Raw genomic sequence first — 19028 nt, forward strand, 5'->3', positions numbered from 1 at the left:
ATGTAAATTATTAACTCAAGGTTTTACTTTATAATAAATGAAGATATCAAAAAAACTTACTTATTCTATTTTTCTTGTCATTACCGTATTTGGAATTTATTTTGGGATAGGTAAATGGGCCGAACATAAAATCGGGAAGGAAATACAGAAAATTTCTACTGACGAACTAAAGATCGGATATGAAAATATTCAGGTACAACTAATAAATGGTAGCGTAACCATCGATAGTATTTTAATTGAGAAAAATAAAGATTTAGTATTTAATGTTGAAACAATTTCTTTGAGCGGTATAAGTCTGTTTGATTTATTAATTGAAGATAAATTAAAGGCATCAGACTTATTGATAATGAAACCTGTATTAATTAAGAAAAACCTTAAAAAAAATAAAAACAGTATAAGTACAAAATCACAATCAGATAAGAAATTCTCTGTATTCATAGATAAGGTTACGTTAATAAGTGGTAGTTACATCGATAATCATACGGCTATAAATAATTTTGACCTTGAATTATCTAATCTAAATATATCTGATGAAACAATTTATAGTGTAATCCCTTTTGACTTTACTTCACATACCTTACAAATAAAAGACTTGTCTTATAAGATAAATGCATTCTACACTTTTTCTATACCAAAATTTAATAGCTCAAATGAACAAATAGCGCTATTTGACTTTTCGATCAATCCTACAGTTTCCAGATCAGAATTTTCTAAAAGTATTAAGAATGAGCAAGATTATATGAAACTTACAGGAGAATCCTTAATTATAAAAAAACCAACAGTTCATGAACAAACAAAAGGATTTGTTATTGGGGCAGATGCACTATATATGGATTATATAAATCTTAGTATTTATAGAGATAAAAGATTGGCAGATGATACTTCTGTAAAACCGTTATACAGTAAAATGCTCAGAGACTTAAAGTTAAAGATACATATTGATTCCACTAGTATTCGTAAGAGTAACATAAAATATGAAGAACAACCTGATAGTAATATGGATTCTGGTGTTTTAGAATTTAATAATTTGGATGTTCATGTATCGAAAATATCTAATTTAGAAAACGCTCCATATACTAAAGCACACTTTTTAGCTTACTATATGGGGCAAGCACCGATAGAACTAAGTTGGAGCTTTAACATCTTAGATAATACGGATAGTTTTTCTTTAGAGGGCTCTATCAAAAATGTAAAGGATACATCTTTAAATTCCTTTTTGATCCCCGTAACCGATGTTCGTACAAAAGGCGTTATTGATGAAATGTATTATAATTTTAAGGGAAATGATACTGAAGCTCTTGGAGCGATGAGAATGCGATATGATAATTTTGAAATTGCAGAAGCATCACATTCCAGCAAAGGGATAGTAAAAATACTTACTTCAATTGCAGATGTAGTTATTAGTGATAAGGAAGCTAAAGGATCGGTATATGAAGATGCTATAAAGGTGAAAAGAGATCCAACTAAATCTTTTTGGAATTACCTTTGGATTTGCATAAAAAATGGGATGATAAAAACGATGATATAAAGTTATTTATTTTAAGATAAGAAAATGAAGCAACCTAATTGTGTAAACCGTATCTATATCATAAACGCCGTAGTTATGAAAAAATATCTCTTTCTTTTTTTAATTCCACTTTTATTTGTTTTCTCCTGTAGTAATGATGACGATACGATAGCAAGTCCAGATTTATTAGGAAAATGGTTGCTAATAGAACAGTTAGTGGATCCAGGTGATGGAAGTGGTACGTTCCAACCGATAAGTAGTGATTTAGAATTAGAATTTTTAGCAGGAGGTATTCTACAAGTCTCTAATGGTAGTTTATGTTCCTTAGCTATAGAATCTGAAGGGAATAGTACAGAAAGTTATTCTATCGATGAAAATACTATAACAGTTTCGTGTAATACTCCTTTTTCGATTAGTTTTGAAATCAAAGAGGGAAGTTTATTTTTATATCACCCTTGTATAGAGGGATGTGGACAGCGCTATCAGAAGCTTCCTTAAACTCGTTTTTCAGGAAGTATATATAAACACTAGTAAATAACAAATCCTGTTCTAACTGAGAACAGGATTTGTAACATAACTCTTATCGATTACGATAAGTTAACTTAATAAGTTAGCAATGGATTACTGCATTAACTTTTTAGATAACTCTTGTAATTCAGTCGACTTAGCCATCATATAATCATTAAGCTTTTTTACGTCATCACCAGAAAGGTTCCCCATAACTTCTTGAGCTTTGGTACCTAGTTCTTGTCCTTTTTGACCTAAAGAAGCAAAAGCTGTCATATCCTTACTTTCTACTACTTTCTTATATTCTTCGATATAAGCTTCATAAGAATTTACATACTCCTGAACTTTTTCATCACTAAAACTAGGTACACCTTCTGATGCTGCAGTTTCAGTTTTTTCTTCAGTCTTTTCTTCTACTTTTTCAACTTCCTCAGTTTTTTCAGCACCCTCAGTTGCTTCAGACTTAGTTTCGTTTTTACAAGAAGCTGCAAAAAGAACAGCCATAACTAATGCGAAATTTAAAATGGTTTTTTTCATGATTTTTATATAAAATGTTAATTAATTGGTTTGTTTTTATTAACAATGCAAATATACACTTGTTTATACCTTTACCAAACACTTTTTTCAGTGAAGAAAACACCCTGTTTTCAGGGTGTTTAAAGATGTGAAATCTATATATTCCCTTAAAAATGATGTATATTCGAAAAAAAAGATATTCGAAAAATGTTACGAATCACCACTTAACGATAGCTTTAAGCGGTTTATCGATTTGTAATGGAGTTTTAGATGTTTGCTATAAGATAAGATAATGATTTATAATATTTTTGCTCTATGCAATATGTAAAAGATTCTATATTCTATCAAGATGCCATTCATGAATTAAATTATTCGTTTGGCGACTTTTATTTGTTTGATAGATTTGTAATTGGAGAATTTAAAGAAGATACAGTGGTTACTTGGGATGACCATGCAAAACTGTTGGTGGAAGATCTAACGAACCTATATGATCACGATGGATCTAATGTAGTTTACATTACTAACAGGGTGCATAGGTATGCCGTAAAACCCAGTGATTGGATAAAATTTTATAAGAGCGATTACAGGATGAAAGGCTATGCGATTGTTAGTTATACTCCCAAGGGGTTACTAAACTCATTGATAGAAAAATTATTCATCAAAAGTAAGTTTAAAAGTTTTGAATCCTTAGAAGAGGCTATTCATTGGACTAAAAGCCTAACCGAGGCGGCAGTTTCTAACTAAAATTGGATACAGCATATTATCTAATATTTTTTTCTTATAGCTAGACATCGATAAAAAAAGCTAAGGACTCATTAAAATCGATATTTTTCAGCATAAAAGAAAATAATAAAAAGTGATTTTGTAAATTTCCATAAAAGTAAACTTACGATATGATAAACTTCATAATAGAGCATCGTTGAAAAAAATACTTATAGTTATATTCCTAATTAATCTCTTTTCTTGTAATTCTACACAAGAAAAAATAGTAAATACTACTAATAACCGTATAGAAGATTCTACAGAGAACGCTACAGAAAGCACTCCACAAAGGGTAGAGGACGCAGTAGAAAGGGTAGAAAAATCTTCCTCAAAAGAAGAGAATGAAATAATAGAGGTAGAGAGAGAAGCTTTTGTACCTTCTCCATTTATAGCGAAAATCTTAGAACAACTAGGGATAAAACCCATACAAGTGTATGAAGAGTTTGTTGTGCAGAAAATATTGCCTTATGATGCTAAGAGTGCAGTAGTGGTGATACCTACAGTAGCCAGCCTAGAAGATGATGGATATTCCTTTTCGTTAAACAGTTATGTTTTGGTAGTAGATTCAGAAACAGCCGTTATCAAACAGCAATTTTATGAAAGTAATGAAACCAATGGTTGGGACTCTGATGCTATACGTATTGCAGAAATAGGTATTGATACTGCCAATTATTTGGTTAAAGATGATCTAAGAGCATTTGGAGTGAGGATTTATTTTTTAGGAGCATCTAAACCTAACCCTTATAGCTCCAAGACAATTTCATTATTTGTTCCGGTTGCCGATAAATTATTAAAAATCCTAGACGCTTATGAAGTATATTCTCATTGGGGAGAATGGGATATGAAATGTACAGGTGAGTTTATCAACGTGAATAAAATTTTGATTATAGATTCTAATAAGACAGAGGGATTCTATGATATAGAAGCAAGCATAGCAACCACTACTATGGAAACTTTCGAAAAAGGAGAGGATGATTGTGATGAAAAGGAAACTACGCAGAAATCAAAGCAAATTCTAAAATATACAAACGGTAATTATAAGGTTTATAAGAAAGTATATACTTTAGAAACTGAATCTCCCTGTGGATTACAAATTGTATTAGAAGACAACCGATATTATCTCAAAACTAATAAACGAGAACATTCAGGAACCTTTTTAGTTAAAGATGGTAGTATTACTTTTGAAGGATTGCTAACCGATGAACCTAAAGTTGAAGTGCAAGGAGCATACTATAGAAATGAGATCGTTATCCAGAATTATGGAAATTCTATGAATTCATTCATCGTGTTTGGGGAATGTGGTGATCAGAAATATCTTCATTTGATAAGAAAGGAATAATCTTTGTTGACTTATTTGAATACGTATAATTTTATCAAATGAAATACACTTTACTTGTGCTATTATTATTTTTTGCTTGCAGCATTCACGCGCAACAAAAAGACTATACAACTACATTACAGGAAATAGAAATGGTAAGAGAAAAGGTGAGAACCTCTTATAATGTAGCAAATACCACAGAAAAAGATTCTATTATTGTAGAAACCCGAGCTTATATTTTTAAAATACTAGTAAAGGATATTTTTCCTTTATGGTATGGAACTCCCTGGGATTTTAATGGGCATACCAAAACACCAGGAGAAGGCAAGATCGCATGCGGCTATTTTGTAACCACTACATTGCAAGATATTGGATTTAACATTCCTAGATATAAATGGGCACAATCTGCCTCCGAAGTGTTTATTAAGAAATTAGCCAAGCAACAAGTTAAACGTTTTACCAATAAGCCATTAAGAACCATAGAAGACTTTTTATTAAATAGTGGAGATGGATTGTATCTAGTTGGGCTGGATGATCATACGGGTTTTATTAGTGTAGACAATAACAAAATAAGATTTATTCATGCTAGTTATTATCAACCGGAAATAGGTGTAATGGCCGAAGCATTAGATTCAGAAAACCCACTGAAGTATTCTAAATACAGAATTATTGGCAAGCTGCTGTCAGATACAATGGTGCATAATTGGATTAAAGGCATTCGATATGAGTGACATTCAATTAAAAAGAAGTTACCCTTTTTTACAAGTGTTCAACAATTACTTTTCCGTTCTTTAAATTATAAAATATATAAATGCTAATCTAAAGGAGTGATTTTTTGTAATGAAATAAAAAAACTAGCCTGCCCGCCTCTGGAGGGTATCGAGAATAGCTTTTCGTGCACAAAATCCTATTCTCGATACACTTCTTACTTCGCTCGAAGTACTCGAATTGACGGGTTTCGAATAAAAAAATTAAAATGCATAACGGGTTGTAACAAAGATAACTTCCATATCTAAACAGTGGTTTACAGGGGTGACTGCTGTTTAAAATATTATTTACTTTGAATAACAAGAATTAGATAAAAGTAAATCATGCCAATCATAACGATAAGTGAACATCTGGAGCATTATCATACGCTAAAAAGTAAATTTATTTCCCCTAGTAGTAAGATGGAAGTCTTAATGGAAGTGTGTTTGTATAAAAAGGTCATTAATACCGGTTTAGTAGAAAACGTAAAAAAGAAACCGGTAGTTGCATTCTATACTACAACCAATCGAACAGAAGTTCCAAAACGAGATTGGACACAACAAATGAAACAGGCAGCCTCTCGATATGCTCAGGAGTATCCTGTGATGGATTCGGGAAAAACATATTCTTTATTTGGTAAAATACTGTTTTCAACAACTATTATTGGCGTAGTTGGCGCATTTGCATTAATTTTTTATCTAGTGTATTTTGGTAACCCACAAGCTAAAATGAATATAGAAGAGTTTGTGTCCTTACCAGAAAAGGGAGACCGATATTATGGATTTATCAATCAAACTATAGATGACAGTCAAACCCCTTTCTTAGCACATGGATGGATCCAGATCGTGAATGTTAACCCTATAGATAGTACTTGTGTTTATGTAACAAGTACTAGTATTGGAGAGCTAACTTTCGATACTTTAGAAGCTGAACACACTAGTTTTTCGGATCAAGAAATTCAAGGAAAATTTAATTCAGATAAAAATGCGCAGAAGATTAGTATTATTTCACAAGATAAACGCTGGCGATTTAATTCCCAGGTAATGAGTAATAAAACTAAGAATTATAAAATTACTGCAGAATAGACCAAATATGGAATTATTACAGAACACTCCACTAAGTCGTAAAAACCCACCAAAAAATGACACGTTTTTACAAGCGTATCAAAATTTAGAATCTAATGCTAAGGTGGGCTTGTCAATACTAGGAACAGCTACACTATTTTTTCTTTTAGTAATCGGTATGGGGTTTTATGAGGTTTTTGGAAATCCTGCGAACGGTGATGGAATATCTATAAGTACGCTACTAGAACCCGATTTTATAGCGATTATTTTAGGAGTAGGAGTATCCATATTTTTTATACTATTTTTTCTGAATAAACAGCGAAAGTTAGCAATCAAAGAACAACAGGCATATTATACACTGGGAAATGTAAAGCCTTTGGATATAGATCAGAAAAAAGCAATACGGCTCAATCTGGTACACATGTTTTATTTTGGTGGTTGGTCGAATACTTTAGAGGTTTTTCCGTGTAATATTCGTCTGGGTAAACAAAAATTTAACCCGAAGACATTTGATATACAACATGATAAGTTATATCAACAATACTTAAACGAGGATTGGGGAGTCTTAAATAGAGATCAATACACGGAGATGATAGGAAGACTGTTTGATGGAATGCATTCTAAATGGTTTGCTCAAGACATCCAATCTGATTCAGCAGGAGATATGATAAATCAGATCTCAGGGCTAACCAAAGTGGATAAGCAATATATACAAGATTGTGGAACGGTATTAAACAATAAGCCAAAGAAATTGATATGGGGATTTGATTTGTTTAGGGTGATTCCAATGAGTAGATGGGCTTTTATGTCAGGATATATTTCAGAAGAAGAGGCTTGGTCTAATATTTTAAAAGCTTCTGAGCTTATTTATTTCTTATTTGATAGTCATGAAGACTATTATGATAATTATCGCGTGGGTCATGCTTTTTGGAGTAACAATTTTGAGGCTTGCACAGATCGATTAGAGAAATGGAAAAACTTTAAAGAGCGTTGCGACTGGCCTTCTAAAAAGCTGGAATGGACAAAACCCGAAGCAATAGAATTGCCAGATAATATGAAGACTAATTTTGCAGAACATCTTTCTGATATCCAAAAAGACAAACAAATAACACCCATAGGTTTTCGTAAGACAGAGGATGGGTAGGATTTACTACCGAGCACTTGGAGGTCTCGAAAGGTATAAGGTGCAAAAGGTTTAAATACAATTCCTAAACCGATACAGAAAAAAGATACTAAATAAAATGAATATCAAACCATAAATCAACAATGTCAAATACAAAGAAGAAAGCATATCAGATATTAGTAATTAGTACATGTATTGTTGCGCTATTTGTTAGTTTTATTTTTTTGAAATCTAGGTATGATACTAATAAGGAGGCTAAGATTACTAAGCTTAAAGCTAAAAAAGATGTGATTCAGGATTTGGACTATCAATATGCAAAACTAAAATATGCAGCTAGGGATTGGAGTACTTTATATGCTAAAATAACTACAGTACATAACAGAGATACTATAGAACATCCTAAATATACTGTGGCAGACTTACCCTTTAAACATTCTGATATAGTGAGGTTTTGGGATCGATTTGAAGAAGATGTATACATCCGAAATTATGTAACAGATGAAGCATACCTATCAGAAATATATAAGGTAGGGGACACATTACGTAATGTTTCTAAGGTGTATAAAGTTAAAAATAAAATATCAGAATATTTAGAATCACTAAATATGGCCTACACAGGTATTCTAAATAACGCGTCGAAGACAGATAGTGTTTCTAAGTATTCTTCAAGAAGCGACCCAAAATTTGGAACTTATTTTTACTATTTGGAGAAAATTGATCGTGCATATTATGAATTGTTATCCGAGCATTATCCAACAGCGTTACACAATCTAATCTACGGTACTAAGAAATTCGAAAAAGATGCTGTTAACAATTTAATAAGTAGGCAAATACAAGAATTAAATACTCAATGGCGATACTCAAAGAATCGGGAAATGAAGGAGTTCAAAAAGCATATGAAAGCGTATTTAGGTGTCGAAAAAGATTCTCTGAATACCTATATTCTTAAAAAGAATGATAGTAAATTATTATTGTTAGTAAAAACATTGCAATTTAAAGAAGACGACAACTTAGCATTGAAAAAAGCATATCTCGAAGCACTAACAGAGGGTTTTCATCTTATTAGGGATCAGTATACAAAAGAAATATATATTTATCTGGAATTTTTTAATGAGGAAACTTATTATATTGATAGGTGGGTAAAAACACCTAATGAAGCGTATTCTAGGGTAGATGATCTTGATAATGTCTCTAGAATACTATCAAATTTCTATGAAGTGGATGCGTATCAATATTATATCAAAGGATCTTTTCCAATATTAGATGTTTGGTATCCTAATTATAAAGCCTTTACAGTAGAATAGTAATGTATATGTAAAATACTGCGTGATGAGAAAATTATCAAAAATTTTTGTATTCTTAATGATCAGTCTTCTATGGATCATTCCTTTCTATGGACAAGAAAGAAAATTTGATACAGTTATTATAAAAAGGCAAAACTATAGCAATGATTATGAGGTAGATACTTTGTTGGTTCAGAAAGATGCTATGAGGAGTAACCAAGTTTTAGTAGGAACTATGTTGCTTAAAGACTCTAGAAAGTTAAGTAGACTTTCTTTAAATGGGGTAGAAGCACTTAGTTTTAAAATGATAGATACTTGTGATGAAGGGCGTGAAGAAGAGTCATCAGGAGATGAAACGCTAGAAGAAGATATATTAGTATTCAATGCATCTAATCGTTATACTAAGTTACACGAGAATATTACTCGGATATGGCGAAAGGATAACTTACTCTTCATTGATGTTCAATTGGTTTCTAATTGCTGTAACGATTTTTTAGGTGAAGCCGATGTACGTGGAGATATGATTCAGTTGGGTTATATAGATTATGGCGGCAATTGTTCATGTCATTGTACATATCATCTTAGATATGAGTTTGATATAACAAATATAGATGCTAACAAGGATTTAAAGTATATAGGTTTCACTGAAGAAAATAGGAGAAAAATCCCAAGGTTATAACTTTTTTGTGCTTATAGAAAAAGAAGGTGTGGTAAATGGGTCTTCGAGAGCCTCAGTCCTCGGATGTTCGAACTCTGAACTGAATTCCGAACCCTGAGGCTCTCGAAGGTTGAGGTGTCACACTGAGCTTGCCGAAGTACGGCCCTCGGACGCAACCGAACCCTGAGGTTCTCGAAGGGTGAATTCGTAAGGTAACAATTGCTTTATTGTTGACACATAGTAATATGAATACCTTACTATCATAAGTATGACGGGATATATGTACATATTAGAATGTAGTGACGGCAGTTACTATACAGGAAGTACAAAAGATTTAGATAAGAGATTGCAGCAACACCAAAATGGAGAAGGAGCGAATCATACAAAAAAACGATTACCGGTTAGGTTAATATATTACGAACAATATGACAGAATCGATACTGCATTCTATCGAGAGAAACAAGTACAAGGATGGAGCAGAGCAAAAAAGGAAGCGTTGATGAATGGGGATTTGAATACGTTGCCAGGATTGTCAATGGCTTATCGTGATATTAGGTGACTGAGGCTCTCGAAGTCACCGGGTTTCGAGTGGCTCAACCCTCGGGGAACGATATTTTTGAACACCACGTATTCCCGAACCCTGAGCGTAGTCGAAGGGTAATAGCAGGGTGAGACTTCGAGAGCCTCAGTCTCCAATAATAAACCGAAGGGTGATGCTCCCGAACCCTGACCGGATTTCGACTACGCGGCTGCTGAGTTTATCTAAGTACAATCCTCGGAGTGCGAACCCTGAGGTGATATGCTGAGCCTGTCGAAGTGCTCTCGAAGGGTGAGTTTATTTACACGAAGTTCGTCGAAAGGTCAAAAGTTCTTCAATACCCTAATTGTAAAGGGGAAATTTTCTTATATAAATTTTAAAACAGTGGTTTTCAGGGGTGATTTTATCCTACAGAATTCTTTATTTTGTTTTGTAATATTTATCAATACCCCCAAAGTATGCAAATATCAAGACCTACAGAACATGTTCAGCCTTATAAAACTTTAAAAACTCAATTTGTTTCACCATATAACAAAAGGGAAGTTTTATTAGAAGTACGTATGCATAAAAAGATCATAAACAATGGTTTTGGAACAAAAATACTGAAGCAACCAATTGTTACGTTTCACACCACTACAGATCAAGCTGTGATTCCTGAAAGGTATTGGACAGATCAAATGATCAAAGCAGTGGATGCGTATGCTAATGAATATCCTGTAATGGATACTATAAAAAGACATTCAATAGTCAGCAAGATACTTTCTTCTATAAGTAATGTATGGGTATCTTTGATGCCTGTTCATTGATTTTGTATTCCTATAATTTTAGCATATAATAATCTATCGTCCATATAACGTAATCGTTATCCATTTCATAAAAAGAATGTAGATGGCATAAAGGCCGCTGTAAACCAAAATAATTTGTGGTAAATAACAATGGTTTTTAGTGGTAGGGATCGTTCTAAATAGTTTTACTTTTCGATATTATTGATTTATATAAAAGTAGCAATGCCGATTTTTACAATCAGTGAGCGTTTAGTACAGTATCAAACACTTAAAAATCAATTCGTATCTCCATACAATGATATGGAAGTTTGAATACATAAAAAATTCATAAACAAAGGTTTGGCTCGGAATATAAATAAGAAACCCGTAATAGTTTTTTATCAGACCACGGATCAAATAGAAATCCCTAAAAAAGATTGGATGCAGCAAATGAAAAAAACGGCTGCAGCATATGCTAAAACCTATCCGGTTACAGATGCAGGAAAAAGATACTCAATATTTGATAAATACGGGCTTCGACTACGCGGATGCTGAGCTTGCCGAAGTACAGCCCTCGGAAGTAACCGAACCCTGAGCTGTCACACTGAGCCTGTCGAAGTGGTAGCCGAAGGGTGATTCTAGTTGAACCGGGTTTCGAGAGCCTCAACCCTCGGACGCAACCGAACCCTGAGGTTCTCGAAGGGTGAATTCGTAAGGTAACAATTGCTTTATTTTTGACACATAATACTATAAATACCTTACTATCATAAAGTATGACGGGATATATGTACATATTAGAATGTAGTGACGGCAGTTACTATACAGGAAGTACAAAAGATTTAGATAAGAGATTGCAGCAACACCAAAATGGAGAAGGAGCGAATCATACAAAAAAACGATTACCTATTAGGTTATTATACTACGAACAATATGACAGAATCGATACTGCATTCTATCGAGAGAAACAAGTACAAGGATGGAGCAGAGCAAAAAAGGAAGCGTTGATTAATGGGGATTTGGATACGTTGCCAGGATTGTCAATGGCTTATCGTGATATTAGGTGACTGAGGCTCTCGAAGTCACCGGGTTTCGACTCCGCGGATGAAGAGCCTTCCGGGCTTGGAGAACCTCAGCCCTCGGAAGCAATCGAACCCTGATGTGATATATCGAACCCTTAGGTGTCACACTGAGTGTCACATTGAGCTTGTCGAAATGCGGTCGAAGTGCACTCGAAGGGTGACGAATCGGGTTTCGAGTGCCTCAACCCTCGTGGATGAGAATACTTCCGAACCCTGAGTATTCCCGAACCCTGAGGTTCTCGAAGTGCTCTCGAAGGGTGACGAATTGGGTTTCGAGAGCCTCAACCCTCGGGAAACGATATTTTTGAACACCATGTATTTTCGAACCCTGAGGTGATATGCTGAGCCTGTCGAAGTGCTCTCGAAGGGTGGTGAACCGGACTTCGAGAGCCTCAGCCCTCGGACGTAACCGAACCCTGAGGTGATATGCTGAGCCTGTCGAAGTGCTCTCGAAGGGTGAAATGGCTAAGGGTGACACAACGCCAGTATATCTCAAACCTTAGCCAATAGCACTGTCAGTATCCATCGAATGAGTAATTGTAAAAAATGAAATCAAAAACGTATCCATATATAAAGAAAGCGTTTGTAAATGATTGTAATGTAGCGTTTTATATAGAGGTCAGTATGTCAGTAGTGATTTTGTGGTATTTGTGTATTGATAATTTTTTATGTAAAACATTAGATAGTAATCAATTAAATTTAAAATTTAACAGAATATTATTAATAAAAATACGGAATCTTAAAATTATCGGTATTGTAATTGACCATATAGCAACTCAAATGAATGTTAAACTCAATCTGGATACAATAGTTTTATATACAGAACTTCTTTGTCACACTGAGCCTGTCGAAGTGTACAATGATCCTAGGTCTTGTCGGTCTTCGACAGGCTCAGACTGACATACTGAAATAGTAAAATAAATTGATCCAGATTATTAAAACAAATGAAGTATGAGTAATGTATTAAACAACCGATTATCGGTAACCGTAGATCCAGCAGCGATCACAGAAGTAAAAAACAGAATTGAGGAAATCAATACACTGTTACCATTTTTAACAGGATTGACTAAAGACGAGCGTAGGACGCTCCCTAAGATCAATCGTAGTAACAAAATCTTTGTAGAAGATACACTAGATAGTATGCGCCAAAACGGAGATATTCTACCCAATTTTATCAATGTAGAAGAGGTAGATAAAGATTATGCGTTATACAATGAGCTAAAGGTTTTAGCACTAGAGTTAGCAGAATTATCAGAAAAGGTAAACGATACGAGAATCTTGGCTGGATCCGAAGCCTATAGCACTTCTTTATTAGCCTATAAGATGTTTGGTGTGGCGGCTAGTAGCGGTGTAGCAGGAGCAGAGGCGTTACATAGCAGACTAAAAGAACGATTTGCGAATAGCCCGAGTACCACAGAAGAGGATATACCGGATCAAACCGATCAGGGTACGGATGGTAGTACGGAATGAGACTTCGAGAGCCTCAGTCTCCAGACGTAATCCGAGGGTGAATTTTAGCGAACCCTGAGGTTCTCGAAGGGTGACGAATCGGGTTTCGAGAGCCTCAACCTTTGGAGTGCGAACCCTGAGCGGAGCCGAAGGGTAAGCGGAGTCGAAGGTTGAGAAGCTAGAAGTAAATGACCCAAAATCCCCAATAGTTAACGTAACTATTGGGGATTTTTTTTAGTATTTATCGGGGAAAACAACTAAAAAAAACAAGTATAACTACCTGTAAGAAATCCAGTAAATAAAAATTAATTTCCCCTAATACTTTTTTGAAAATATACTTGTCATTGGGTATGATTTCGTTCAATAGTGTTGCTTATTTTTCGCATTATAAATAACTCTAAATAATAAATTATGAAAAAAATTACGTTCTATCTTTTTTTACTTATTCTAGGAGTAAAACAGATATACTCACAAGAATACACATTATCATCAGAAATATTAGCCGCATTTGTAGAATCAATTGATGGTGTAAAAGCTGTTAAAAATGCAGATGGCATAAAAATATATCTAGGCAAAAAGGAAAAAGAAAATCAACTATACAAAATTTCACTAAAATATGATGGGCAAGAAGAATCCTTTATTTTACAGCCGCTTACCTATCCTAGTTTTATCTCTAGTTTTAAACGGAATGTGAAAAGTATTTTGGAGAAGGCAATAAAGGATAATGCAGCAAAAAACAGCTATAAGGTAAGATCAGTCAATCATTCAGGAGTACTTGCCGTAGAAGGTAAAATAGCTACTTTGTTTGCAAGGATTGTAACAGCATTTAATACAGATGAAGAACGGCCACAAGTGGCTACTATTTATTTGAAAAGCAATATACCTGTTTATAGTGATAATAGTAAAAAGGCATTGAATAGTATCCTTGTAGGTACACTCGATAATGCTAATGCGGAAATTACTTTTTATGATGGATTTATCGAAAAGGTACAACTAAAAGGAACTGTAAAAAATCAAGATGTAACTTTTAGTAATATATATTCAATCGGTATAAGTTCCACAAAAAACATTAAGAAGTTATCTAGTACTCTCCTTTATTCTGAAGATAAATTTAACGAAGATATTATTCTTAATAACCGAAAACAGATAGACCATGTCCTAGAAAAATATTTACCAAAGTCCCCAATCGCGGATCCTACAGAGAAACAAAAGGAATTAACTATATTATTTGAACAACTTTATATTAAAAAGTATTTGACCATCGATAATCCAGCAATTAACCTTTTAATTGCTGATTTAAAGACAAAATTCGAAGTAAACAAGAAAAATGAATTTGAAAAATCTCTGGTGGAATTGTTCGACGAAATCTCAGAGGAAGAAGGAATAATAAAACGTTTCAAAAATGTTTCTTTAAAACTATATTTTAGTGATGCGATACGCTATGTAAAGAAGGTAGATGTCAATGCAAATGATGTAAGTCCAGAAAAGCAGTTAGTACTATTAAATCAGGAATCAAGATCAAATACTAAGCTTTATAAGGAAGAATCTACCCGTTTATTTGAAGCCGTAGTATATACAGATTTTTTAAGTTTGTTTGATGAAGAAAACCCTAACGGTTTGGTACAAACAGAAGTTAATAAAAGATTCAATATTAAGACAAGAAGACGTCAAGTTGGTGGATGGGGAAAAGTAATCCCTCCATTTTTTCCGGGGCTTATTTCGGAAGCCTATGGTTTTTTCCAATACTTTGATGCGCAATTTCACATTTCTAAAATAGAAAAGAATAATAAATTCTTAGAATCCAGAACCATAATGATAGAAGATGAAGCTGGAGCTATGGTAAATTCTGAGCCATTTTATGAACCTTTAGCATTGTTGCAACATCGAAACTATGCCATTGGTGGAATGCTGAATATTTTAAACTTAGAAAATCAAAATGCAAAACTAAACATGTATTTGGATGCGGGGTTTCTTTTTGGTAGAAGTGGATATATACCTATTGGCGAAGATCCTAATGCAGAAACAGTCAATACTCAATTTGTAAATAATATAGAAATTCCTATAGAATATAAATTCCATTTATTACCAGAAAAACGGTTTAGCATCATGCTTTCTGATAAACTGTCATGGTTTGAGAATCTGGATGCAGATATTCCTCTAAGATCTATAGAAGATAAATTAGTTACCTCTCAGAACCGATGGATTAATAGTTTTAATGTTAATTTTAACCTAGATATATCTAGTACTGGTAGATTGTTTATACGCTATAAACTATTACATGAGTTAGACAACATCAATAACAATTTTTCACAATTACAATTTGGGTATTCTTTTTATTTCTTAAAAAATAATAAGCCAGGTAATTAATTTATAGTAATCAATATAGAATGCAAATAATCCGTTATGTAAGAATAACGGATTATTTCTTATATTCGGGGAAATAATAATCTTGCCCCCAAGATTTAGCCGATTATAACTATGCCTTCCAGTTTTTCATTTCTTTCTTCAGAATATCCAGAGTTGTATGTTATTGCAGATTTATCTGAGAAACTTATTCATGTCGATCCAAGTTCTTCCTTATCTAAATCCAGACTATTTTCAGAGAAACTATCGATACTAATATGGCAGTTTGAGAATATGGAGGAGTTTCATGGGACTCAGATAGAACGGATCAACCAACTTTTTTATGTCAATGCAATACCAGATGTAGTAAAAGATCTTTTGCATAGAATTCGTAAATCAGGGAATAAGGCAAGTCATGATGGTCTTGGATCGCATTCAGAAGCGTTATTTATTCTTAAAAAGTGCTTTCAATTGGCTAGATGGTTTTATGAAACCTATGAAAATACATATATTGAATCTACTTCATACGAATTACCATCGGAAGAAGTTGATGATTCTGTAGAAAAATTAGAGACAGAATTAGCGCAATTATCAGGAGAAATTCAAAATTATAAGGATAAAATAGCAGCTTTTAATGCTAATAAGGATGTGGTAGAAGAAAGGCATGTCAGAGCAATAAAAAATGCTAACAATATTCATAAATCCGAAGCAGAAACCCGAGAGCTAATTGATGAACAACTAAGAGAAGTAGGATGGGAGTGCGATACAGAGGTTCTCAATTATAAAAAAAATAAAACCCTACCAGAAAAAGGAAAAAATATAGCCATTGCCGAATGGCCTTGCCAAGGCAAATGGGCAGATTATGCTTTGTTTGTTGGAACTACTTTGTATGGTATTGTAGAAGCCAAGAAATATGCCACCGATATCTCCACAGATCTAAGACAATCCAAAGTGTATTCTTCTCTTATTTCAGAAGACGCTAATTATAAACTTTTAGGGGATTGGAATAGTTATAAAGTACCTTTTCTATTCTCTGCAAACGGAAGATCATATCTAGAACAATTAAAAACCAAAAGTGGTATCTGGTTTTTAGATATTAGAAAAGCTCGAAACCATGCGGAAGCCTTGAGAGGATGGTTTTCTCCAGAAGGTTTGGTAACTAAATATGAAAGAGATATTGATGAGGCGAATGAACGATTAAGTGATAGTGATTATGAGTATCTGCAAAACCCAAAGAATCTGGGTTTACGTGATTATCAAATTGATGCTATTAAAGCCATTGAAAAAAAAATCATTACAAATGCTGTAGAAAAGCGATCCTTATTAGTCATGGCAACAGGAACTGGAAAAACCAGGACTGTTATAGGATTAGCCTATCGTTTTATTAAATCAGATCGTTTTAAACGAATCTTATTTCTTACCGATAGAAGATTACTAGCTACACAAGCTTTAGGTAGTTTTAAGGATAATAAAATAGAAGGAATTAATACTTTTGCTGATGTCTATCAGATAGAAGAATTAAAGGCTATTACGCCAGAAGAAGATACGCGACTGCATTTTGCTACGGTGCAGAGTCTAGTACGACGTTTATTTTACTCAGAGAACGATCCATTACCAATAGACACCTATGATTGTATTATTATTGACGAGGCTCATCGAGGATACAATCTGGACAAAGAACTGGATGAAGAGGATTTACATTTTAGAGATGAAAATGACTATATCAGCCAGTATAAACGGGTCATAGAATATTTTAATGCATACATCATAGGATTAACGGCTACACCAGCATTACATACTACCGAGGTTTTCGGAGAGCCTGTTCACAGTTATTCGTATCGGGAAGCTGTGATTGATGGCTATTTGGTAGACCATGAACCTCCTTATTTATTAAAAACTAAGTTAAGCGAAGAAGGAATGTTATGGGAAAAAGGAGCGCAACCCAAAATATATAATTCTGAAACCAATACAATAGAAGAACTAGCTGTTCTTGAAGACGAATTACATATAGAGATTGAGCAATTTAATAAAGTGGTGATTACAGAATCTTTTAATCGCGAAATCATTCGGCAACTGGTACAAGAAATAGATCCAGAAGGTGAGGAGAAAACAATGATCTTTGCCGCACGAGATTCTCACGCTGATCTTATTGTAAAACTGTTGTTTGAAGAATTTTCTATTATTGGTCTAGATGTTCCCGAAGATACCATTGAAAAAATAACGGGTAATGTTTACAATCCTGAAGAACTAACCAGAAGATTAAAAAACGAAAAATTTCCTTCGATAGTAGTTACAGTAGATTTATTGACCACAGGAATAGATGTTTCTACCATTACCAATTTAGTTTTTTTGCGTAGAGTGCGTTCACGAATTCTATTTGAGCAAATGTTAGGTCGTGCTACGCGTTTATGTCCAGATATTGATAAGCAATTTTTTAGAATTTATGATGCCGTACGAGTATATGAGGCATTGCAGGATTATACCCAGATGAAAACGGTATCTAATCCGTCTATCTCTTTTACAAAATTGGTAGAAGAATTAGAACATATCAATACCCCAGAACGATCAAAAAAGCAAGTAGATCAGATTATTGCCAAACTACAACGAAAAAAAAACCGTATTACAGATGATCATATGGATCAGTTTATGTACTTGGCAAAAGGGAATTCACCAGAGGATTTTATAGACATCTTAAAAGATATTGATGGAGATTCTGTACAGCAAGTGATTACAGAATATGCTAGCCTGTGGCAATTTTTAGATAAAAAGATCTATCAACCTAAAGTACAATTGGTATCCGAACATTACGATGAGTATCGACCTATGGAGCGTGGTTATGGTAAAGCTGAGAAACCTGAAGATTATATTGAAGGATTTAAACAATTCATCGCAGAAAACAGAAATACGATTAGCGCATTAAAGGTTATCTGTACCAGACCTTCAGAACTGGATAGGCAATCGCTTAAAGAATTAAAAATACTACTGGATCAAGAAGGGTATAACAGCCTCACGCTAAACACCGCTTGGAAAAATGCCAAAAACCAGGATATAGCAGCCGATATTATCTCTTATATACGCACACTGGCATTAGATACCAATTTGGTCAGCCATGAACAACGGATACGCAATGCAGTAACCAAAGTAAAAGAGTTACAACAATGGAACAAAATCCAACAGAAATGGATAGACCGGTTCGAGGCGCAATTACTTAAGGAAACGGTACTTACCAAAGACGATCTCAATCAAGAACCTTTCATGAATGATGGAGGGTTTAAACGATTGGATAAAATTTTTGAAAATAAACTCGAACATATTTTAGAAGTGTTGAACGATAACTTATATTCCGCCTAGAATAATTACAAAACAACAA

Annotated in this window: 17 protein-coding genes; 16 read left to right on the top strand and 1 reads right to left on the bottom strand. The window is 33.9% G+C overall.

Features of this window, described 5'->3' with window-relative positions; genetic code table 11:
- Positions 1–37: 37 nt before the first annotated feature.
- Together D1818_RS01030 and D1818_RS01035 are read left to right on the top strand one after the other, a co-directional pair.
- Complete coding sequence (locus tag D1818_RS01030; RefSeq protein WP_118455518.1) at positions 38–1528, top strand: hypothetical protein; 1491 nt, start codon at positions 38–40, stop codon at positions 1526–1528.
- A 75-nt stretch (positions 1529–1603) separates the two neighbouring features.
- On the top strand, positions 1604–2005 hold the full coding sequence (locus D1818_RS01035; protein ID WP_118455520.1) for a hypothetical protein: 402 nt from the start codon (positions 1604–1606) through the stop codon (positions 2003–2005).
- Positions 2006–2128: 123 nt separating this feature from the next.
- On the opposite strand, the gene D1818_RS01040 is transcribed toward D1818_RS01035, so the two are convergent.
- Positions 2129–2551, bottom strand: coding sequence for a hypothetical protein (locus D1818_RS01040; RefSeq protein WP_118455522.1), 423 nt, complete (start codon positions 2549–2551; stop codon positions 2129–2131).
- A gap of 294 nt (positions 2552–2845) precedes the next feature.
- On the opposite strand from D1818_RS01040, the gene D1818_RS01045 reads away from it, so the two are divergent.
- The 14 genes from D1818_RS01045 (at position 2846) to hsdR (ending at position 19009) form a co-directional block, all read left to right on the top strand.
- Positions 2846–3274 carry a hypothetical protein gene (locus D1818_RS01045; protein WP_118455524.1) on the top strand — a complete coding sequence of 143 codons (429 nt, stop codon included), beginning with the start codon at positions 2846–2848 and terminating at the stop codon, positions 3272–3274.
- 175 nt (positions 3275–3449) lie between these two features.
- A complete protein-coding gene (locus D1818_RS01050; protein WP_118455526.1) occupies positions 3450–4631 on the top strand; it encodes a hypothetical protein in 1182 nt (393 codons plus the stop codon).
- Positions 4632–4669: 38 nt separating this feature from the next.
- A complete protein-coding gene (locus tag D1818_RS01055) occupies positions 4670–5341 on the top strand; it encodes a hypothetical protein (RefSeq protein ID WP_118455528.1) in 672 nt (223 codons plus the stop codon).
- Positions 5342–5701: 360 nt separating this feature from the next.
- Positions 5702–6442, top strand: a complete 741-nt coding sequence (locus D1818_RS01060; protein WP_120752468.1) for a hypothetical protein — start codon at positions 5702–5704, stop codon at positions 6440–6442.
- Positions 6443–6449: 7 nt separating this feature from the next.
- On the top strand, positions 6450–7565 hold the full coding sequence (locus D1818_RS01065; protein ID WP_118455532.1) for a DUF1266 domain-containing protein: 1116 nt from the start codon (positions 6450–6452) through the stop codon (positions 7563–7565).
- A gap of 122 nt (positions 7566–7687) precedes the next feature.
- A complete protein-coding gene (locus tag D1818_RS01070; protein WP_118455534.1) occupies positions 7688–8848 on the top strand; it encodes a hypothetical protein in 1161 nt (386 codons plus the stop codon).
- Positions 8849–8873: 25 nt separating this feature from the next.
- A complete protein-coding gene (locus tag D1818_RS01075; RefSeq protein WP_147406148.1) occupies positions 8874–9506 on the top strand; it encodes a hypothetical protein in 633 nt (210 codons plus the stop codon).
- 259 nt (positions 9507–9765) lie between these two features.
- Positions 9766–10044: a GIY-YIG nuclease family protein gene (locus D1818_RS01080; RefSeq protein ID WP_233558570.1), complete on the top strand. Its 279-nt coding sequence runs from the start codon at positions 9766–9768 to the stop codon at positions 10042–10044.
- 437 nt (positions 10045–10481) lie between these two features.
- Entirely contained in the window at positions 10482–10829 is a 348-nt protein-coding gene (locus D1818_RS01085) for a hypothetical protein (RefSeq protein WP_118455540.1), read from the top strand.
- Between the two features lie 318 nt (positions 10830–11147).
- Complete coding sequence (locus D1818_RS01090; RefSeq protein WP_118455542.1) at positions 11148–11342, top strand: hypothetical protein; 195 nt, start codon at positions 11148–11150, stop codon at positions 11340–11342.
- 230 nt (positions 11343–11572) lie between these two features.
- Entirely contained in the window at positions 11573–11851 is a 279-nt protein-coding gene (locus D1818_RS01095) for a GIY-YIG nuclease family protein (protein ID WP_233558571.1), read from the top strand.
- A gap of 966 nt (positions 11852–12817) precedes the next feature.
- Positions 12818–13336 (top strand): hypothetical protein, encoded by a 519-nt coding sequence (locus D1818_RS01105; RefSeq protein ID WP_051335916.1) that lies wholly within the window; start codon positions 12818–12820, stop codon positions 13334–13336.
- 390 nt (positions 13337–13726) lie between these two features.
- A complete protein-coding gene (locus D1818_RS01110) occupies positions 13727–15682 on the top strand; it encodes a hypothetical protein (RefSeq protein ID WP_118455548.1) in 1956 nt (651 codons plus the stop codon).
- 111 nt (positions 15683–15793) lie between these two features.
- Positions 15794–19009, top strand: a complete 3216-nt coding sequence (hsdR, locus tag D1818_RS01115; RefSeq protein ID WP_118455550.1) for a type I restriction-modification system endonuclease — start codon at positions 15794–15796, stop codon at positions 19007–19009.
- Positions 19010–19028: the final 19 nt, after the last annotated feature.

Source organism: Aquimarina sp. BL5, from assembly GCF_003443675.1.
Lineage (GTDB): Bacteria > Bacteroidota > Bacteroidia > Flavobacteriales > Flavobacteriaceae > Aquimarina.